The organism is Pelomonas margarita (genome assembly GCF_043555875.1).
Lineage (GTDB): Bacteria > Pseudomonadota > Gammaproteobacteria > Burkholderiales > Burkholderiaceae_C > Pelomonas > Pelomonas margarita.
Genome location: NZ_JBIGHW010000003.1, coordinates 195,619 through 213,666, shown reverse-complemented (window position 1 = coordinate 213,666; position 18,048 = coordinate 195,619). Strand labels below are relative to the sequence as shown.

The 18,048-nt window shown below is 68.9% G+C and carries 19 protein-coding genes; 14 read left to right on the top strand and 5 right to left on the bottom strand.

The window, feature by feature from the left end; translation table 11 throughout:
- Positions 1 to 58 precede the first annotated feature (58 nt).
- Complete coding sequence (locus ACG0Z3_RS06915) at positions 59 to 595, bottom strand: Mpo1 family 2-hydroxy fatty acid dioxygenase (RefSeq protein ID WP_394396518.1); 537 nt, start codon at positions 593 to 595, stop codon at positions 59 to 61.
- Between the two features lie 102 nt (positions 596 to 697).
- Between ACG0Z3_RS06915 and ACG0Z3_RS06910 the strand changes: the two genes are divergently transcribed.
- Positions 698 to 1,315, top strand: a complete 618-nt coding sequence (locus ACG0Z3_RS06910) for a YceI family protein (protein ID WP_394396517.1) — start codon at positions 698 to 700, stop codon at positions 1,313 to 1,315.
- Here the strand turns inward: ACG0Z3_RS06910 and ACG0Z3_RS06905 are convergent.
- From ACG0Z3_RS06905 to moaA, 3 genes are read right to left on the bottom strand one after another with little or no spacing between them, the layout of a single operon-like run.
- On the bottom strand, positions 1,306 to 1,827 hold the full coding sequence (locus ACG0Z3_RS06905; protein WP_394396516.1) for a GNAT family N-acetyltransferase: 522 nt from the start codon (positions 1,825 to 1,827) through the stop codon (positions 1,306 to 1,308). The two genes, ACG0Z3_RS06910 and ACG0Z3_RS06905, sit on opposite strands and share 10 nt — an antisense overlap.
- The gene (gene mobA, locus ACG0Z3_RS06900) at positions 1,820 to 2,383 is read right to left on the bottom strand and encodes a molybdenum cofactor guanylyltransferase MobA (protein ID WP_394396515.1); all 564 of its coding nucleotides are present in this window, start codon (positions 2,381 to 2,383) and stop codon (positions 1,820 to 1,822) included. Before mobA ends, ACG0Z3_RS06905 begins: the two co-directional genes overlap by 8 nt.
- Complete coding sequence (moaA, locus tag ACG0Z3_RS06895; RefSeq protein WP_394396514.1) at positions 2,376 to 3,479, bottom strand: GTP 3',8-cyclase MoaA; 1,104 nt, start codon at positions 3,477 to 3,479, stop codon at positions 2,376 to 2,378. The genes mobA and moaA overlap by 8 nt, the downstream gene beginning before the upstream one ends.
- Positions 3,480 to 3,555: 76 nt before the next feature.
- Here moaA and ACG0Z3_RS06890 point away from each other — a divergent pair, with 76 nt between their 5' ends.
- The 12 genes from ACG0Z3_RS06890 (at position 3,556) to paaZ (ending at position 15,159) form a co-directional block, all read left to right on the top strand.
- Positions 3,556 to 4,497, top strand: coding sequence for a PfkB family carbohydrate kinase (locus tag ACG0Z3_RS06890; protein ID WP_394396513.1), 942 nt, complete (start codon positions 3,556 to 3,558; stop codon positions 4,495 to 4,497).
- Between the two features lie 122 nt (positions 4,498 to 4,619).
- Positions 4,620 to 5,423, top strand: a complete 804-nt coding sequence (locus tag ACG0Z3_RS06885; RefSeq protein ID WP_394396511.1) for an enoyl-CoA hydratase-related protein — start codon at positions 4,620 to 4,622, stop codon at positions 5,421 to 5,423.
- Complete coding sequence (gene paaI / locus ACG0Z3_RS06880) at positions 5,423 to 5,860, top strand: hydroxyphenylacetyl-CoA thioesterase PaaI (RefSeq protein WP_394396510.1); 438 nt, start codon at positions 5,423 to 5,425, stop codon at positions 5,858 to 5,860. Before ACG0Z3_RS06885 ends, paaI begins: the two co-directional genes overlap by 1 nt.
- Positions 5,857 to 7,167, top strand: coding sequence for a phenylacetate--CoA ligase PaaK (paaK, locus tag ACG0Z3_RS06875; RefSeq protein WP_394396509.1), 1,311 nt, complete (start codon positions 5,857 to 5,859; stop codon positions 7,165 to 7,167). Before paaI ends, paaK begins: the two co-directional genes overlap by 4 nt.
- Positions 7,168 to 7,275: 108 nt before the next feature.
- Positions 7,276 to 8,280, top strand: coding sequence for a 1,2-phenylacetyl-CoA epoxidase subunit PaaA (paaA, locus tag ACG0Z3_RS06870; protein WP_394396508.1), 1,005 nt, complete (start codon positions 7,276 to 7,278; stop codon positions 8,278 to 8,280).
- A 10-nt stretch (positions 8,281 to 8,290) separates the two neighbouring features.
- Positions 8,291 to 8,584: a 1,2-phenylacetyl-CoA epoxidase subunit PaaB gene (gene paaB, locus ACG0Z3_RS06865; protein WP_394396507.1), complete on the top strand. Its 294-nt coding sequence runs from the start codon at positions 8,291 to 8,293 to the stop codon at positions 8,582 to 8,584.
- 129 nt (positions 8,585 to 8,713) lie between these two features.
- Positions 8,714 to 9,481 (top strand): 1,2-phenylacetyl-CoA epoxidase subunit PaaC, encoded by a 768-nt coding sequence (gene paaC / locus ACG0Z3_RS06860; RefSeq protein ID WP_394396506.1) that lies wholly within the window; start codon positions 8,714 to 8,716, stop codon positions 9,479 to 9,481.
- Positions 9,481 to 9,960 carry a 1,2-phenylacetyl-CoA epoxidase subunit PaaD gene (gene paaD, locus ACG0Z3_RS06855; protein ID WP_394396504.1) on the top strand — a complete coding sequence of 160 codons (480 nt, stop codon included), beginning with the start codon at positions 9,481 to 9,483 and terminating at the stop codon, positions 9,958 to 9,960. The genes paaC and paaD overlap by 1 nt, the downstream gene beginning before the upstream one ends.
- A 63-nt stretch (positions 9,961 to 10,023) precedes the next feature.
- Positions 10,024 to 11,085: a 1,2-phenylacetyl-CoA epoxidase subunit PaaE gene (gene paaE, locus ACG0Z3_RS06850; protein WP_394396503.1), complete on the top strand. Its 1,062-nt coding sequence runs from the start codon at positions 10,024 to 10,026 to the stop codon at positions 11,083 to 11,085.
- Between the two features lie 143 nt (positions 11,086 to 11,228).
- Positions 11,229 to 11,846 (top strand): TetR/AcrR family transcriptional regulator, encoded by a 618-nt coding sequence (locus ACG0Z3_RS06845; protein WP_394396502.1) that lies wholly within the window; start codon positions 11,229 to 11,231, stop codon positions 11,844 to 11,846.
- Positions 11,847 to 11,865: 19 nt separating this feature from the next.
- Positions 11,866 to 13,011, top strand: a complete 1,146-nt coding sequence (locus ACG0Z3_RS06840) for an ABC transporter substrate-binding protein (RefSeq protein WP_394396501.1) — start codon at positions 11,866 to 11,868, stop codon at positions 13,009 to 13,011.
- Between the two features lie 90 nt (positions 13,012 to 13,101).
- Positions 13,102 to 15,159, top strand: a complete 2,058-nt coding sequence (paaZ, locus tag ACG0Z3_RS06835; protein WP_394396500.1) for a phenylacetic acid degradation bifunctional protein PaaZ — start codon at positions 13,102 to 13,104, stop codon at positions 15,157 to 15,159.
- A gap of 17 nt (positions 15,160 to 15,176) precedes the next feature.
- Here the strand turns inward: paaZ and ACG0Z3_RS06830 are convergent, their stop codons facing one another.
- Positions 15,177 to 15,902, bottom strand: coding sequence for a C40 family peptidase (locus ACG0Z3_RS06830; protein WP_394396499.1), 726 nt, complete (start codon positions 15,900 to 15,902; stop codon positions 15,177 to 15,179).
- 224 nt (positions 15,903 to 16,126) lie between these two features.
- On the opposite strand from ACG0Z3_RS06830, the gene ACG0Z3_RS06825 reads away from it, so the two are divergent.
- Positions 16,127 to 18,022 carry a propionate--CoA ligase gene (locus tag ACG0Z3_RS06825; RefSeq protein WP_394396847.1) on the top strand — a complete coding sequence of 632 codons (1,896 nt, stop codon included), beginning with the start codon at positions 16,127 to 16,129 and terminating at the stop codon, positions 18,020 to 18,022.
- The last annotated feature ends 26 nt before the right edge of the window (positions 18,023 to 18,048 follow it).

The following is an 18,048-nucleotide window of genomic DNA, read 5'->3' as shown; positions in this document are numbered from 1 at the left end:
TGTCGTTGAACGAAGCTTCGCTTTTAGTTGCGTCCTGGGGCCGGTGCGCGGCGGCGCGTCACGGGTGGGCCAGGTCGCGCAGGTGCGTGGGCCCGACGCGTTTCTCGATCTCAGCCAGCAGCGGCCGGCCCCAGCCCAACATGAACAGGGCCTCACCGACGACGAACATGGGCCCGACCAGCAGGCCGACCAGGTCGTCCACGAAGGCCGGCTTGCGGCCCTCGTAGTAGTGGCCGACGAACTGGAACACCCAGCCGACCACGAAGCTGCCGACGCCGACCGCCAGCCACATTGCCAGCGACGCCTGGGCGAAGGGCATGGCCAGCGCCGTTAGCAGACCGTTGACGACGGCGGTGGCTCCGCCCAGCGCGAGGTTGCCGCGTGTGAGGTACCAGAGCGTGGACAGCGCCCACAGCAAGATGGCGGCGTTCATGGGGGTGCTGCCGATGCTGAACTCGGCGCGCGCCAGCAGCGCGCTGATCGCGAAGACGATCAGCGGGATGCCGATGAAGTGTGTGGTGATGTTGCGGCGGTCGCGGTGATAGGCGGCGTATTGCGCCATCAGGTCGAGAGCGGGGCGGAACAGGCTGGCCATGAGAGGCTCCCGTGAGGAGAGGATGGCTATGCTAGTTCAGCCCGGCGCGCGAACGGCGCGCTACAGCACGCAAAAACCCCGCAGATTCCCCACTTGAGCATCGTGACGACAACCCGCCGACAGCTGCTGGTTGCGCTGGCCGCCCTGGCCGGCTGCAGCAGCGCCCCGCGCCTGCCAGCCACCGCCCCCCATCCCGACACCGTCCCTGAGACGGGCGACAACGAACTGCGCGTGCTGGTGTTCCGGGCCGGCGCGGCGGCGCGCATGGGCCATAACCATGTGCTGCGCGCGGCTGACCTGCGCGTGGACTGGCCGGCGGCCGGCCCGGTGCTGCGCTTCCGGCTGGCGGCGCTGGCCGTCGACCCACCGGACCTGCGGGCCCGGCTCGGTGCGGCCTTCGCGAGCGCCGTGGACGACGAGGCGCGCGCCGGCACACGCACCAACCTGCTGAAGGCGCTGGATGCGGCCGCGCATCCGGAGGTCGCCGTGCGCACACTGCAGCAGGTGGGTGAGGGCCCGTGGCGCGCTGTGGAAGCCGAGATCACTCTGCACGGCGTGTCGCGGCGGCAGTGGTTCCCCGTCGCGGTGCAGGGGCGGCGTGCGCAGGGCGAGGTGGTCGTTCGCCAGAGTGACTTCGGCCTGCAGCCCTTCTCGGTGCTGGGCGGGCTGCTGGCCGTGCAGGATGCGCTGGTGGTGCAGTTCGAGCTGCTTCAGCCCTGAAGCCGCAGCAACATCAGGTCCTTGTCCAGTCGGCGGCCGTCAGGCAGGCGTATTGCATCGGGCAGGCTGCCATAGCGGGTGAAGCCGGCGCTTTCGTACAGACCGGTCGCCGCACGGTTGCCGGCCGTCACGCTGAGCGTCACCTGGGCCAGCGCGGGTAGGGCGCGCAGCCGCTCCAGCGCGGCCTGTAGCAGTGCGCGGCCGATGCCGCGGCCGCGGTGGGTGTCGGCCACCATCATGCCCACCAGATGCGCGATGTGTTGCACCTTGCGGCGTGGCTCGCGCTCGCAGGTCAGGGCGCCGACGACGCGGCCCTCGTCCAGCGCCAGCAGCGTGAACAGCGTGAGGCCGTTGCCCGCCAGGCGGCTGCGGTAGCTGGCGATGTCGCGCAGGCGCTCGGTGTCGGCGTCCGACGTGAAGGCCTCGGGATGGCTGGCCAGCATGGCATCGCGCAGGGCTTTGTAGCCCAGCAGGGCGGGCTCCGTCAGCGGGCGAATGTGGACTTCAGCCATGCAGGTCTGCCAGGTGGTTGAAGTTGGCGAACGCGGCCTCGTCGTCAAAGTGCGCGACGCCGTGCGGCAGCGAGCGCATCCAGCGCAGCACGGCCCGTCCGCCACTTTGCAAGTAATCTGCCAGCTGCTTGCGCAGGCGGGCATGCAGCAGCGCATGGGTGGGGTGCTCGCGCCCGGCCTGCGCGAACGCCAGGCCGTGGGGCTGAGCAGCCTGGCGCAGGCGCTCGGCGAGGTCCGGCGGCAGCCACGGGCAGTCGCAGGGCGCGGTCAACAGCCAGGCGTCGTCGGGGAGGGTCTGCAGCCCGGCCAGCATGCCGGCCAGCGGGCCGGCGAAGGCGAGGCCCGGCGGGTCGGCCAGCACGGGATGGCCGAGCGCGGCGTAGACATCGGCATGGCGGTTGGCACTGATGAGCAGCCGGTCGGCCTGCGGGGCGAGGCGCTCGATGACGTGCGTTACCAGCGGCCTGCCGTGCAGCAGCTGCAGACCCTTGTCCACGCCGCCCATGCGGCTGCCCCGGCCGCCCGCCAGCACGAGGGCGTGCAGCGACTCAGCCACCGATGTAGTGCATCTCGACACGCGGCTCGGCCGTGGCGGCGGCCGTGCCGCGCAGCTGCGAGTAGCGGTCATCGCGTCGCGTCCAGACCCCGGCGATCGCCCCGGCCAGCTGTTCGTCGCTGACCGTCTCGGGGCCACGTAGCAGCGCCCGCAAGTCGTGGCCGCGGTTGGCGAACAGGCAGGTGTAGAGCCGCCCTTCGGTGGACAGCCGGGCGCGGTTGCAGTCGCCGCAGAAGGCCTGCGTGACACTAGAGATGAAGCCCACCTCGCCGCCGCCGTCGGCGTACGCCCAGCGCTCGGCCGTCTCGCCGGGCGCGCTGGCGGACAACGGCGCCAGCGGCCATTCGGCGGCAATGCGGCGCTGCAGCTCGCGACTGGGCAGCACCTGGTCCATGCGCCAGCCGTTGCTGGTGCCGACGTCCATGTACTCGATGAAGCGCAGCACGATGCCGCTGTGCCGGAAGTGGCGTGCCATCGGGAGGATCTGATCCTCGTTGACACCGCGCTGCACGACCATGTTGACCTTGATCGGCCCCAGGCCCGCGGCCTGCGCGGCATGGATGCCGGCCAGCACGTCGGCGACGGGAAAGCCGACGTCGTTCATGCGCTGGAAGACGGCATCGTCCAGTCCGTCCAGGCTGACAGTCAGGCGGTTCAACCCTGCGGCGCGCAGGCCAGCGGCCTTCTTCGCCAGCGTGGAGCCGTTCGTGGTCAGCGTCAGGTCCAGCGGCCGGCCGTCGGGCGTTCGCACGGTCGCCAGCATGGCGATCAGCGATTCCAGCCCGCGCCGCAGCGTCGGCTCGCCGCCAGTCAGGCGCAGCTTCTCCACGCCCAGTCTTGCGAACACGCGCGCCAGCCGGGTGATTTCTTCGAAGCCCAGCAGGTCAGCATGCGGCAGGAACTGGTGGTGCTTGTCGAACACCTGCTTGGGCATGCAGTAGCCGCAGCGAAAGTTGCAACGGTCCGTCACCGAGATGCGCAGGTCGCGCAGTGGCCGGCCCAGCGCGTCGGCCGGCGGCTGCGCGCCAAGGCCCGGCTCTGGCAGGGCCAAGCCCTGCGTCCGGTCGTCGTGCAAGGGGATCACACGTGGGGTCATGAGGTGAATTGTGGCAGTGGCACTTAAGCCTCTCGGCACTTGCGGCCAAGCGGTGGCCACGCTTGAATGTGCGGCGATGCCCCAGATCCTCCACCCTGACCTGCCGCAGTTCGTCGCCTTCGGCGAAGCGGCGACCGAATTGCTGCGTACGGGCCCCGACCGCTGGCGCAGTGCCTGCGGCGGCTCGCCTTGGCGTTTGGCGATGGCGATGTCGGGGCTGGGCCAACTGAGTGCCTTTGCCGGCGCGGTCAGCAGCGATCCCTTCGGCGCCAAGATCTGGCATAGCAGCCAGGAGGCTCACCTCGACATGCGCTTCATCCAGCAGCTGCCGCGGCCGCCGTTGCTGGTGGTATCGCACGAGCCGGGCGTGGCGCCGTGCAGTGTGCTGGGCCAGGACAGCGCCGACCTGCATTTCCGTCCCGAGGGTCTGCCCGCGGGCTGGACGCGGTCGCTGCGCTGGGCGCATTTCGGGGGGCTGGGGCTGGTGCGTCAGCCGCTGGTTGGCCGCCTGTTGGCGTTGGCGCAGGCGCTCAAGGGCGAGGGCCGCCTGATCAGCTATGCGCCGGGGTTCTTCGCCCCGTTGATGGACTCCAGCTATGACGATACGCTGGAGCAGATGTGCCGGCTGGCCGATGTTGTCCATGTGTCCGACGCGGAGCTGCGCGGCCTGTTCCGCGCGTCGGACCACCACACCGGCCTGGCCCAGATCGTGGCGTGGAACCCCGGCGTGCGCTTGCTGCTGGGCCGTGGCGTGGTGGGCTCGACGCTGTTCCATGGTGTGCAGGAGTGCAGCGCGCTGCCGCCGCCGGTGGAGGTGGTGGACGACATCGGCGCGGACGATGTTGCCACCGCCGGCCTGCTGGACAGTCTGATGCGCGACGCCAGTGCCCCTGTCGAGCAGCACTTGCGCTGGGCGCTGGCTGCGCGCGCGGCCGCCTGCACGGCTCCGGGCTTTGCGCCGCCGCGGCCCGGGCTGGTGGCGGCGTTCACCGAGGCGGTCGAGGTCGGCCCTTTCTAGCGCCCGGGGGGCGTGCCCGAGGCGGGGCGGCGGGTGGATCGGATTCAGGGTTTTCCAGGCCGGGCCTTGATCTGGCGCAAGTGGGTCTCTACGATTAACCGACCGGTCGGTAGAGAAATGAAATGTCCGAATCCCTGATCCAGATCGAACAGCACGGCGGCGTGCGGCTGCTGCGTCTGAACCGCCCGGAGGCGCTGAACGCCTTCACGGCCGCCATGCTGGTGCAGTTGCGCCATGCGCTGACGGCCGCTGCCGAAGACGGCGCGACGCGCTGTGTGCTGATCACCGGGGCCGGCCGCGCCTTCAGCGCCGGCCAGGATCTGGCCGATCCGCTCGTGGCGCCCAGCCGCGAGCCCGGTGTGGCACCCAAAAACATCGGCCACATGCTGGACCAGCACTACATCCCGCTGGCGCTGCAGCTGCGGAACATGCCCGTGCCGGTGGTGGCCGCTGTCAATGGCGTGGCGGCGGGGGCGGGCGCCAATGTCGCGCTGGGGTGTGACCTGGTGCTGGCCGGCGAAAGTGCCAGCTTCATCCAGGCCTTCTCCAAGATCGGTCTGCTGCCGGATTGCGGCGGCACCTGGTTGCTGCCCCGCCTGGTGGGCCGCGCCAAGGCGCTGGAGCTGGCGTTGCTGGGCGAGCGGCTGAAGTCGGCCGAGGCCGAGCGGCTGGGCCTGGTCAGCCGCGTGGTGCCCAACGCCGAGTTGCCGGAGGTCGCCATGGCCGTGGCGCAGAAGCTGGCCAGCCTGCCCACCCGGGCACTGGTGCAGACGCGGCGTGCGATGGACGAGGCGCTGCACCTGGAGTTCGAGCCGGCGCTGCGCCGCGAAGCCGTGCTGCAAAGCCAGCTGGGCTTTGCGCACGATTACCTGGAAGGCACGGCCGCCTTCCTGGACAAGCGCCCGCCGGCGTTCAAGGACCGTTGATGGACGCACAAGCCCTGGCCGAGAAGGTTCGCGACGTGATGCTCGCGGATGACGCCGCCAGCCGCATGCTGGGGCTGCAGATCATCGAGATCGCGCCAGGCCGCGCAGTCGCGACGATGACCGTGCGGGCCGACATGCTCAACGGCTTCGGCATCTGCCACGGCGGTCTGATCGCCACGCTGGCGGATTCCGCCTTCGCGTTCGCTTGCAACAGCCGCAACGCGCTGACCGTGGCCTCGGGCTTCGGCATCGACATCCTCAAGAGCGCCCGGCTGGGTGATGCGCTCACCGCCACGGCGACGGAGACCTCGCTCGCGGGCCGCACCGGCTTGTACGACATCACCGTCACCAACCAGCATGGCGACTTGATCGCCGTCTTCCGCGGTCGCTCGCACCGCCTGGGTGAGCGGCGGGTCTTCGACGAAGGAAATCCATGAGTGCCAAAGCCCCGATCCGCATGCCGAAACCGGGCGAGCTGGACCCGATCGAGTCCGCCAGTCGCGACGAGCTGCAGGCTCTGCAGCTGGAGCGGCTGCGCTGGAGCCTGCAGCACGCCTACGACCACGTGCCGCACTACAAGGCCAGCTTCGACGCCCAGGGCGTGCACCCGTCGGACCTGAAGACGCTGGCCGACCTGGCCAAGTTCCCTTTCACGACCAAGCACGACCTGCGCGCGAACTACCCATTCGGCCTGTTTGCGGTGCCGCGCCAGCAGCTGGCGCGCATCCACGCGTCGTCGGGTACAACCGGCAAGCCCACGGTTGTCGGCTATACGCTGAAGGACATCGACAACTGGGCCAACCTTGTCGCGCGCTCCATCCGCGCCTCGGGTGGGCGGGCGGGCGATCTGGTGCATGTGGCCTACGGCTATGGCCTCTTCACTGGCGGCCTGGGTGCGCACTACGGCGCCGAGCGCCTAGGCTGCACGGTCATCCCCATGAGTGGTGGCCAGACCGAGAAGCAGGTGCAGCTCATCACCGACTTCAAGCCCGACATCATCATGGTCACGCCCAGCTACATGCAGGTGCTGATCGAGGAGTTCCGCCGCCAGGGGCTGGATGCGCGCGAGTCGTCGCTGAAGATCGGGATCTTCGGCGCCGAGCCGTGGACCGAAGCCATGCGCCGCGACATCGAGCAGGGCGCCGGCATCGACGCAGTCGACATCTACGGTCTCTCGGAAGTGATGGGCCCGGGCGTGGCCAACGAGTGCATCGAGAGCAAGGACGGCCCGGTCATCTGGGAAGACCATTTCTACCCCGAGATCATCGACCCCGACACGGGCGAGGTGCTGCCCGACGGCAGCGAGGGCGAGCTGGTGTTCACCTCACTCACCAAGGAGGCGATGCCCGTCATCCGCTACCGCACGCGTGACCTGACGCGCCTGCTGCCGCCTACCGCGCGCAGCATGCGCCGCATCGGCAAGATTGTCGGCCGCAGCGACGACATGCTCATCATCCGCGGCGTCAATCTCTTCCCCACGCAGGTGGAGGAGCTGGTGCTGCAGGAGCCGGGGCTGGGTGGCCAGTACCAGTTGGTCGTCACGCGTGACGGCCACCTGGACGAGCTGGTCATCCGCTGCGAGCTGGCGCTGGGCGCGACGGACGACGGCATCGGCAAGCGGCTGACCGAGCGCATCAAAAACCTGATCGGCGTGAGTGCCAAAGTCAGCGTCGAGCACCCCGAATCCATCGAACGCACGCTGGTGGGCAAAGCCCGCCGCGTCGTGGATCAACGCAAGAAATGAGCCCACCCCCTACGCGCTTCGCGCGCCCCCTTCGAGGGGGCACCACCAGCAGCCCGGCAAAGCCGGTTCTGCGGTAGTCGCTTGATCAACGCATTTAGGAGCCTGCTGATGTATACGCAAGCAATGGACTTGATGGCGCGGGAAGCCAAGCCCAAGGTCGTCAAAAGCGCCGAGGAGCTGGCCCGCGAGGAGGCCTTCGAAGCCCGCATCGATGCGGGAGATTTCATCGAGGCCAAGGACTGGATGCCCGATCACTACCGCAAGACGCTGGTGCGCCAGATCAGCCAGCATGCGCACAGCGAGATCGTCGGCATGCTGCCCGAGGGCAACTGGATCACCCGCGCGCCCACGCTCAAGCGCAAGGCGATTCTTCTCGCCAAGGTGCAGGACGAGGGCGGCCACGGCCTCTACCTGTATGCCGCTGCCGAGACGCTGGGCACCAGCCGCGACGAGATGACCGAGGCGCTGTTGTCGGGCAAGGCGAAGTACAGCTCCATCTTCAACTACCCCACGCTGACCTGGGCCGACATTGGCGTCATCGGCTGGCTGGTGGATGGTGCGGCCATCATGAATCAGGTGCCGCTGTGCCGCTGCTCCTACGCGCCGTACGCGCGGGCCATGATCCGCGTTTGCCGCGAGGAAAGCTTCCATCAGCGCCAGGGCTACGAGAGCCTGCTGGTGATGATGCAACAGGGCACTGCCGCGCAGAAGGCCATGGTGCAGGACGCCGTGAACCGCTGGTGGTGGCCGGCGCTGATGATGTTCGGCCCCGCCGACAAGGACTCGCCCAACAGCGAGCAAAGCATGCGCTGGGGCATCAAGCGCGTCTCCAACGACACCTTGCGCCAGAAGTTCGTGGACGCGACCATCCCGCAGGCCGAGATCCTGGGCGTGACCGTGCCTGACCCGGACCTGACCTGGAACGCCGAGCGCGAGAGCTACGACTTCGGTGCCATCGACTGGAGCGAGTTCTGGCGCGTGGTGGGCGGCGAGGGCCCCTGCAACCGCGAGCGCCTGGCCGCCCGCAACAAGGCCTGGGACGACGGTGCCTGGGTGCGCGAGGCCGCGATGGCCCACGCCAAGAAGCTGGCCACGCAGGCTCAAGCCGCCTGAAGGAAACGACATGAGCAATACCAAGAACGAATGGCCGCTGTGGGAAGTCTTCGTCCGCAGCAAGGCGGGCCTGGACCACAAGCACTGCGGCAGCCTGCACGCCGCAGATTCGGCCATGGCCATCCAGATGGCGCGCGACGTCTACACCCGCCGCCAGGAGGGCACGAGCATCTGGGTCGTGCGCTCCGAGCAGATCGTCGCCAGCGACCCGGTCGAGAAGGGCAGCCTTTTCGAGCCGGCCGATGACAAGGTCTACCGTCACCCCACCTTCTATGAGCTCCCCGAAGAGCTCAACCACATGTAAGGACTGGCCCACCCCCTGCTCGCTTCGCGAGCCCCCTCAAGGGGGCAACGCCGACGGCCCGGCAAAGCCGGTTCCGTGGCGTTCGCTGGGTTGAACCCACTTGCTGCGAATCGAACTACGAAAACCGTGATGTCTGATCCCCGATTTGTCTACGTCCTGCAACTGGCGGACACCTGCCTCATCCACGCCCAGCGCCTGGGCGAGTGGTGCGGCCACGCCCCGGTGCTGGAGGAAGACCTGGCCCTGTCCAACATGGCCCTGGACCTGCTCGGTCAGGCGCGTGGGCTGCTGACCTATGCCGGCCAGCTCGAAGGCGCCGGCCGTGATGAAGACCAACTGGCCTTCCTGCGCGAGGAGCGTGACTACCGCAACCTCGTGCTGGTGGAGCTGCCCAACGCGGTGGCCAGCCCCAGCGATGGCAGCGGCGGGCGTGACTTCGCGCTCACCACTTTGCGCAACGCTGCCGTGTCGATCTGGCTGGAGTTGCTGTACGAGCGCCTGCAGACCAGCGCCGATGCGGAGCTAGCCGGCATCGCCGCCAAGTCGCTGAAGGAAGTGCGCTACCACCGCCAGCACAGCAGCGACTGGGTCGTGCGCCTGGGCGACGGCACGGCCGAGTCGCAGGGCCGCATGAAGGCGGCGCTGGCGGTGCTGACGCCGTACTTCAACGAGCTGTTCTCCGCCGAAGGTGTGGAGGGCGTGGCCCCCGCATGGCGTGAGGTCGAGGGCGAATGGCGCGCTCGCTGGGCCACGCTGATGGCCGAGGCCACGCTGAGGCTGCCGCGTGACAGTGCGCTGCAGCCTCAGGGCCACTGCGGCGTGCATAGCGAGCACATGGGTCATCTGCTGGCGACGATGCAACACCTGCAGCGCACCTACCCTGGCGGCGTCTGGTGATGAACCTGGACCGCGTGCGCGCCAAGCTTGCCGCCGTGCCCGACCCGGAGATCCCGGCGGTGAGCCTGGTGGAGCTGGGCATCGTGCGCGGCCTGCATGCCACCGACGCCGGTCTGGAGGTGGTGCTCACGCCCACCTACAGCGGCTGCCCGGCCACCGAGCTGATTGCCGACGATGTGCGCGCCGCGCTGGCCGAGTTCGGCCCGGTGACCGTCACGCTGCAGCGCGTGCCGGTATGGACGACCGACTGGATCACGCCCGAGGGGCGCGAGAAGCTGCAGCAGTACGGCATCGTGCCGCCGCAGTGCCACGTTGGAGATGGCAGCGAGCAGGCCATCCTGATGCTGCCGCGCCTGCGCTGCCCACGCTGCAGCGGTGCGGCGACCGAGCAGCTGTCGCGCTTCGGTTCCACGCCATGTAAGTCCACCTGGCGCTGCATTGAATGCGGTGAGCCCTTCGAATACTTCAAGCCCATCTGATGACCTTGCGGGGCAGGCCGATCGAGCGAAGCGAGTCGCCCTGTCCCCAACTGATCGAGACCCATGGCACTCCACTTTCATCCCCTGCGCGTGACCTCAGTCGAGCGAGACACCGACGATGCGGTCGTCGTCGGCTTCGACACGCCGGCCGAGGGCTTCGGCTTCGAGCCGGGCCAGTACCTGACGCTGCGCGCCACCCTGGGCGGCCAGGAGTTGCGCCGCAGCTACTCCATCTGCTCTGACCGCGCGCTGAAGGTCGGCATCCGGCGCGTGGACGGCGGCGTCTTCTCCACCTGGGTGCACGAGCAGCTTCGGGTGGGCGACGTCATCGAGTCCTATCCGCCGCAGGGGCGCTTCGTGCTGCCGCCTGCGCCGGGCGCCGGGCGTCATGTGCTCTTCATCGCGGGCGGCTCCGGCATCACGCCCATGCTGGGCCTGATCAGTGCGATGCTGGCGCGCGAGCCGGCATCGCGTGCGACGCTGATCTACGCCAACCGGCGCACCGCGTCGACGATGTTCAAGGAAGAGCTTGAAGACCTGAAGAACCGCTACCTGACGCGGCTGTCGCTGCACCTGGTGTTCAGCCGCGAGTCGGTGGACGCGCCTCTGTATGCCGGCCGGCTGGACGCCGGCAAGCTCAGCGCCTTCCTGGCCGGCCCGGTGCCAGCGGCCAGCGTGGACGCGGTTTTCGTCTGCGGACCTTTCGAGATGAACGAGCAGGCCGAGGCGGCCCTGCGGGGCCACGGCGTGCCGGCCGAGCGCATCCATGTCGAGCGCTTCGGCACGCCGCAGTCGGTCAGTGGCCAGCCCGCGCCGCACGAGACGCGGCCCGGCGACGCTGCCGAGGCCCGGGTGACCGTCATCCGTGACGGCATCGCCCGCGAGATCGCCTTCCGGGCGGGTGACCCGAGTCTGCTGGATGCCGCGGCCCGCGAAGGCATGGACGTGCCGTTCTCGTGCAAGAGCGGCGTGTGCTCCACCTGCCGCTGCAAGCTGATGCAGGGCCAGGTGCGCATGGACCGCAACTTCGCGCTGGACAAGGATGAGGTGGCAGCGGGGTTCATCCTCAGCTGCCAGGCCCACCCCCTCACCGAGCAGGTGGTGATTTCGTTCGACGAGCGCTGAAAGAATGAAGCCCCTTGTCCCAGGATTCCCTTGGCCGGTCCCCCGAGGGGACGGCGATGCTTGCGGTCTTGAGTCGCAAGCACATCGCCGGCGCGGTCCGGCTTGGGAGCGGCCCGGCGCTTGGCCCGCAATGAACCACTGACATGCCGAGAAAAAGAGCCCCCACTTTCGAAGCTCAGCGCGACGACATCCTCGCCGCCGCTGCCCGGCTGTTTGCCGAGCAGGGCTTCAGCGCCACGTCCATGAACCAGGTCGCAGAAGCCTGCGGCGTGGCCAAGCCGACGCTGTATCACTACTTCCAGGACAAGCAGGCGCTGCTGGCGCAGATCTGCGACAGCCATGTGCACCTGCTGCTGGCCCTGGTGCAGGAGGTCAAGGCGCAGCAGCTGTCGCCGGCCGAGCAGCTGCGTCTGATGATCGAGCGCTTTACGCGCGTGTATGCCGGCGCACAGGCCCAGCACCGTGTGCTGACCAGCGAGATCCGCTTCCTGGCCGAGGCCGAGCGCGAGCGCCTGCTCGACGTGGAGCGCCGCGTCGTCGCCGAATTTGCGGCGGCGCTGTGCCAGGTGCGCCCCGAGCTGCGCGGCGCTCGGCTGGACAAGCCCCTGACCATGCTGCTGTTTGGCATGATCAACTGGACCTTCACCTGGCTTCGGCCCGACGGCGACTTGTCGCACGAGGCGCTGGCAGCGTTGGTTGGTGACCTGTTCTTTGGCGGGCTGGGCGCGGTGCAGCTGCGCCAGTCCGCCTTGACCCCATAACCCCGAGGAGACGAGACCCATGAAGCGCTTCAAGCAACTTGCCCTGGCCTTGGCCGCAACGCTCAGCCTGGCCGCCCACGCGGACATCAACATCGGCGTGACGGTGTCGGCCACCGGCCCGGCCGCGTCGCTGGGCATCCCGGAGAAGAACACCATCGCGCTGATGCCGACGACGCTGGGCGGCCAGAAGGTGAACTACATCGTGCTGGACGACGCGTCCGACACGACCACTGCCGTGGCCAACACGCGCAAGTTCATCACCGACAACAAGGTGGACCTCATCATCGGCTCCACGGTCACGCCCAACTCGCTGGCCATGATCGATGCGGTGGCCGAGAGCGGCACGCCCATGATCTCCATGGCCGCCTCGGCCCGCATCGTGGAGCCCATCGACGCCAAGAAGCGCTGGGTGTTCAAGACGCCGCAGAACGACATCATGATGGCGCTGGCCATCGTGACCCACATGGTGGACAACGGCGTCAAGACGGCCGGCTTCATCGGCTTTGCCGACGCCTACGGTGAAGGCTGGTGGGGCGAGTTCAACAAGATCGCCGCCGCCAAGAAACTCAACATCGTCGCGAGCGAGCGCTACAACCGCACCGACACCTCCGTCACCGGCCAAGTGCTCAAGCTGGTGGCCGCCCGGCCCGAGGCCATCCTGATCGCCGGCTCCGGCACGCCTGCCGCGCTTCCGCAGAAGGCGCTCAAGGAGCGCGGCTATGCCGGCAAGATCTACCAGACTCACGGCGTCGCCAACAACGACTTCCTGCGCGTGGGCGGCAAGGACGTGGAAGGCACACTGCTGCCGGCCGGTCCGGTGCTGGTCGCGTCGCAGCTGCCGGCCGATCACCCGGTGAAGAAGAGCGCCGAGGCCTACATCGCCAAGTACGAGGCGGCCCACGGCAAGGGCAGCGTGTCCACCTTTGGCGGCCACGCCTGGGACGCCGGCCTGCTGCTGGCGGCCGCTGCGCCCGAGGCGCTTAAGAAGGCCCAGCCCGGCACGCCCGCCTTCCGTGCGGCACTGCGCGATGCGCTGGAGAACGTCAAGAACGTGGCCGGCGCGCATGGCGTGTTCAACATGTCGCCGTCCGACCACCTCGGCCTGGACCAGCGCGCCCGCGTGATGGTGCAGATCGACAAGGGCACCTGGAAGCTCATCAAGTAAGCCGCGACCGCGGCGCATGCGGAGGACGGCCTTGCGGGGCCGTCTTTTTTCGACCAGGCCGCCGACCCATGCGGCCTTGAGGACCAAGAGATGGCAGTTCCCACCCTCCAGAGTTACATCGCCGGCCGTTGGGTTGGCGAGCGTGCGGCCAAGGCGCTCACCAGCGCGATCAACGGTCGCGTCGTCGCCCACACCCACGAGGAAAGGCTGGACTTCGCCGAGGCGATGTCCTTCGCGCGTGGCACCGCCTTGCCCGTCTTGCTGCGCGCGCATTTCCAGGATCGTGCCCGCGTGCTGAAGGCGCTGGCGGCTTACCTGCTGGAGCGCAAGGAAGTCCTCTACGCGATCAGTGCCCACACGGGCGCCACGCGCAGCGACTCGTGGATCGACATAGAGGGCGGCATCGGCACCTTGTTCGCCTACGCCTCCATCGGCGGCAAGGACCTGCCCAGCAGCAACGTGCTGCACGAGGGGCCTGCCATGCGGCTGGGCGCAAACAACCACTTCATCGGCAGCCATGTGCTGGTGCCAAAGCGCGGCGTGGCGCTGCACATCAACGCCTTCAATTTCCCCATGTGGGGCATGTTGGAAAAGTTCGCGCCCAGCTTCCTAGCGGGCATGCCCTGCCTGGTTAAGCCCGCCACGGCGACGAGTTATGTGGCCGAGGCCTGCGTGCGGCTCATCGTCGAGTCGGGCCTGGTGCCCGCCGGCGCACTGCAGCTCGTCATCGGCGGCACGGGCGACCTGTTTGAACGGCTGGACGAGGCCGACGTTGTGACCTTCACCGGCAGCGCCGATACGGCGCTGATGCTGAAGGCGCACCCCAACCTGCTGAAGAAGAGCATCCCGTTCAATGCCGAGGCCGACAGCCTGAACTGCGCCATCCTCGCGCCTGACGTGACGCCGGACGACCCCGAGTTCGACCTCTTCATCAAGGAGGTGGCCCGCGAGATGACGGCCAAGGCCGGCCAGAAGTGCACGGCCATCCGCCGCACGTTGGTGCCGCGCCCGCTGGTGGATGCGGTGGCCACGGCGCTGAAGGCGCGGCTGGCCAAGACGGTCGTCGGCGACCCGGCCGTGGACGGCGTGCGCATGGGCGCACTGGCCAGCAAGGCCCAGCAAGCCGACGTGGCCGAGCGCGTGGCGCAGCTGGCGCAGAACTGCGAGCTGCTGCTGAGCGCGCGTGACGGCTTTGCGCCCAAGGGCGAGGGCGTGGGTGACGGCGCGTTCTTCGCGCCCACGCTGCTGCTGGCCCGCGATTCGGTCGCCAGCGACGCCCATCATCTCGAAGCCTTCGGCCCGGTGACGACGCTGCTGCCCTATGGCGATTTCGAGGAGGCGCTGCACCTGGCAACGCTGGGGCGCGGCAGCCTGGTGGGTACCGTCTGCACCAAGACGCCCGCGCTGGCCGCGCAGGCGGTGCCGACCTTTGCCGCCTGGCATGGCCGCATGCTGGTGCTGGACCGCGAGGCCGCGCTGGAAAGCACCGGCCACGGCTCGCCGCTGCCCAAGCTCAAGCACGGCGGACCGGGGCGTGCGGGCGGCGGCGAAGAACTGGGCGGCCTGCGCGCTGTGAAGCACTATCTGCAGCGCTGCGCCGTGCAGGGCTCCCCAACGATGATCTCGGCGATGACCGGCGAGTACCAGCGGGGCGGCGCCGTCACCGAGGGCGAGGTGCACCCGTTCCGGCGCTACTTCGAGGACGTCGAGGTCGGCATGAGCCTGGTGACGCACCGCCGCACGGTCGGTGAGGCTGACATCGTGGCTTTCGGGGGGCTGTCGGGCGACTACTTCTATATGCACTTCGATGAGGTCGCGGCCAAGGCTTCGCCTTTCGGCCAGCGCATCGCGCACGGCTACTTCGTGCTGTCGGCCGCTGCAGGTCTGTTCGTGAGCCCGGCCCCGGGCCCGGTGCTGGCCAACTACGGGCTGGAGAACCTGCGCTTTGTCACGCCGGTGGCGATCGGCGACACCATCCAGGCCCGGCTCACCGCTAAGCGCAAGGTCGACCGCCCGCCGCGTGAGGACCAGCCCGGTTACGTTCCACAGGGCGTGATCGGCTGGGACGTGGCCGTGACCAATCAGCGTGGCGAGCTGTGCGCGAGCTACGAAATCCTGACGCTGGTGGCCAAGCGGCACGCAGGCTGAGACCTGCGCGGCGGGCGTCAGCGCGCGGCCGGACCTTCGGCCGCCGCCTTCAGGTCGGCGCGGCGTGCGCCGGTGAAGCGCTTGGCCCAGTAGGAGTCGCGCATGTCCTCCACGCGCACGGCGCTGCCGGTGCGCGGGGCGTGGATGAACTTGCCTTCGCCGACATAGATGCCCACGTGGCTGAAGGTGGCGCGCATGGTGTTGAAGAACACCAGATCGCCCGGCTTCAGTTCGTCCTTGCGGATGGGGGAGAGGCTGCCCATCTTGGCCTGCTCGTCGGCGCGGCGCGGTAGCACCAGGCCCACGCTCATCTCGAAGATATGGCGTGTGAAACCGCTGCAGTCGAAGCCGTTTTCCACCGAGTTCCCGCCGCGCGTGTAACGCACGCCCAGGAAGTTCATGGCCGACAGCACCAGGTCCGAGGCCGTGTCGCGCACGCTTTCCAGCAGCCGGGCCGGTGCATTGGGCTCGCCGGTCGGTGTGCTCAGCAGGCCGCGCTCGCTGAGGAAGCGGCTGACGGCGTCACCCGGCGTGGCCGCGGGGGCAGGCTTTGTCGCGGCGGCCTTGTCCACTGCGGCCTGCTGCTGCAGGCTCTGTCCGTAGGCGCCGGTCATCGTGCCCGGGGGCGGTGCCGGCGGCAGGGCCGAGGCCTGGGCCACGCCTTGCGCATGCGCGGCGCAGCCCCAGGCCAGCAGGCCAGCGGCAGCAACACGGTTCATCAGGGCGAGGGGAGCCAGACGCATGCAGGACGGGAGAACGGGACGGGCCGCGAGGGCCGGGTAGCAGTAGTGTGAAGGCGGCGCGCAGGGTAGGCCGGGGCGGCTGCCAGCGTCAACCGACGCGGACGTAAAGCGTCGGATTTTCAGGGCAAACCCCGGCTTCGCCAGCGGCGACGTCGGTGGAAACCCTGGATTTTGTCACGGGCGCCACGGGGTCAGACTGACGTCAGTGGTGCAAGCCCACACTGATCGGCATGAAGACCTACGCCGACTTCCACCGCCACTCCCTGGACGACCGCGATGCTTTCTGGGCCGAGCAGGCCAAGCGCATCGACTGGCAGACCCCGCCGCAGCAGGTCTGCGACACCAGCCGGCCGCCGTTTGCGCGCTGGTTCGTCGGCGGCACCACCAACCTCTGCCACAACGCGGTGGACCGTCATGCGGCGGCCAGGCCGGATGATGCGGCGCTGATCTGGGTGTCCACCGAGGTGGGCCGGGAGATCGTCTACAGCTTTGCGCAACTGCACGACGAGGTGCAGACCATGGCCGCCATGCTGCAAGCGCAGGGCGTGGGCGAGGGTGACCGCGTGCTGATCTACATGCCCATGATCCCCGAGGCCGCGTTCGCGATGCTGGCCTGTGCGCGCATCGGCGCCATTCACTCGGTCGTGTTCGGCGGTTTCGCATCGGTCAGCCTGGCCAGCCGCATCGACGACGCCGCACCGAAGCTCATCGTCAGTGCGGACGCCGGCAGTCGTGGCGGCAAGGTCGTGCCCTACAAGCCCTTGCTGGACGAGGCCATCACGCTGGCCGCGCACAAGCCCGAGCGCGTGTTGATGGTGGACCGCGGCCTGGCCGCGTTCACGCCCGTCGCGGGCCGCGACCTGGACTACGCCGCGCTGCGCGCCCAGCATGCCGGTGCCCAGGTGCCGGTGGTCTGGCTGGAGTCCAACCGCATCAGCTATACGCTCTACACCAGCGGTACGACCGGCAAACCCAAGGGCGTGCAACGCGACGTCGGTGGCTACGCCGTGGCGCTGGCCACAAGCATGGACTACATCTTCGGCGGCAAGGCCGGCGAGACCTACTTCTCTACCAGCGACATCGGCTGGGTGGTGGGGCACAGCTACATCGTCTACGGCCCGCTGATCGCCGGCATGGCCACGCTGATGTACGAAGGCCTGCCCATCAACCCGGACGCTGCGATCTGGTGGAGCCTGGTCGAGAAGTACAAGGTCACGGTCATGTTCAGCGCGCCGACGGCCGTGCGCGTGCTCAAGAAGCACGACCCGGCGCTGCTCAAGCGCCATGACCTGTCGTCCTTGCGCGCGCTGTTCCTGGCCGGCGAGCCGCTGGACGAGCCGACAGGCCGCTGGATCGCCGAGGGCTTAAGCGTGCCCATCATCGACAACTACTGGCAGACCGAGACCGGCTGGCCGCTGCTGACCGTGGCCCACCACATCCCGGGCGTGGCGCCAGTGCCTACGCGCTTCGGCTCGCCCGGCGTGCCCATGTATGGCTACGACGTGCAGTTGCTGGACGAGCAGACCGGCGAGCCGCTGACCGAGGCGAACCAGAAGGGCGTGCTGACCATCGCGCACCCGTTGCCGCCGGGTTGCCTGCAGACCGTGTGGGGCGACGACGAGCGTTTCGTGCGCACCTACTGGAGCAGCGTGCCTGGCAAACAGGTGTACTCCACCTTCGACTGGGGCCTGCGCGACGAGGACGGCTACACCTTCATCCTGGGCCGCACCGACGACGTCATCAACGTGGCCGGCCACCGCCTGGGCACGCGCGAGATCGAGGAGTGCATCTCCAGCCATGGCGCCATCGCCGAGGTGGCGGTGGTGGGCGTGGCCGACCAGCTCAAGGGCCAGGTGGCGCTGGCCTTCGTCGTGCTGCGGGACCCGGCCCAGTCGAGCCCGGCGCTGGAGGCCGAGGTGCTCAAGCATGTGGACTGCCAGTTGGGTGCCGTGGCGCGGCCGGCGCGGGTGCACTTCGTGAGCGTGCTGCCCAAGACGCGCTCTGGCAAGCTGCTGCGCCGCGCGCTGCAGGCCGTGGCCGAGGGGCGTGATCCGGGCGACCTGACGACGCTGGACGACCCCGGCGCGCTGGCGCAGGTCAGGGAGCTGTTGGGCCGCTGACGCGGCGCGCGATGCCGGCCGACCCG

Bases quoted from the DNA above. Each gene is read 5' to 3' on its own strand.
- moaA (WP_394396514.1), bottom strand. From the start codon at position 3,479: ATGACCCCACGTGTGATCCCCTTGCACGACGACCGGACGCAGGGCTTG.
- paaC (WP_394396506.1), top strand. From the start codon at position 8,714: ATGTCTGATCCCCGATTTGTCTACGTCCTGCAACTGGCGGACACCTGC.
- paaA (WP_394396508.1), top strand. From the start codon at position 7,276: ATGTATACGCAAGCAATGGACTTGATGGCGCGGGAAGCCAAGCCCAAG.
- paaZ (WP_394396500.1), top strand. From the start codon at position 13,102: ATGGCAGTTCCCACCCTCCAGAGTTACATCGCCGGCCGTTGGGTTGGC.
- ACG0Z3_RS06890 (WP_394396513.1), top strand. From the start codon at position 3,556: ATGCCCCAGATCCTCCACCCTGACCTGCCGCAGTTCGTCGCCTTCGGC.
- paaI (WP_394396510.1), top strand. From the start codon at position 5,423: ATGGACGCACAAGCCCTGGCCGAGAAGGTTCGCGACGTGATGCTCGCG.
- paaB (WP_394396507.1), top strand. From the start codon at position 8,291: ATGAGCAATACCAAGAACGAATGGCCGCTGTGGGAAGTCTTCGTCCGC.
- paaD (WP_394396504.1), top strand. From the start codon at position 9,481: ATGAACCTGGACCGCGTGCGCGCCAAGCTTGCCGCCGTGCCCGACCCG.
- ACG0Z3_RS06885 (WP_394396511.1), top strand. From the start codon at position 4,620: ATGTCCGAATCCCTGATCCAGATCGAACAGCACGGCGGCGTGCGGCTG.
- ACG0Z3_RS06830 (WP_394396499.1), bottom strand. From the start codon at position 15,902: ATGCGTCTGGCTCCCCTCGCCCTGATGAACCGTGTTGCTGCCGCTGGC.
- ACG0Z3_RS06915 (WP_394396518.1), bottom strand. From the start codon at position 595: ATGGCCAGCCTGTTCCGCCCCGCTCTCGACCTGATGGCGCAATACGCC.
- ACG0Z3_RS06905 (WP_394396516.1), bottom strand. From the start codon at position 1,827: ATGGCTGAAGTCCACATTCGCCCGCTGACGGAGCCCGCCCTGCTGGGC.
- paaE (WP_394396503.1), top strand. From the start codon at position 10,024: ATGGCACTCCACTTTCATCCCCTGCGCGTGACCTCAGTCGAGCGAGAC.
- ACG0Z3_RS06845 (WP_394396502.1), top strand. From the start codon at position 11,229: ATGCCGAGAAAAAGAGCCCCCACTTTCGAAGCTCAGCGCGACGACATC.
- ACG0Z3_RS06840 (WP_394396501.1), top strand. From the start codon at position 11,866: ATGAAGCGCTTCAAGCAACTTGCCCTGGCCTTGGCCGCAACGCTCAGC.
- paaK (WP_394396509.1), top strand. From the start codon at position 5,857: ATGAGTGCCAAAGCCCCGATCCGCATGCCGAAACCGGGCGAGCTGGAC.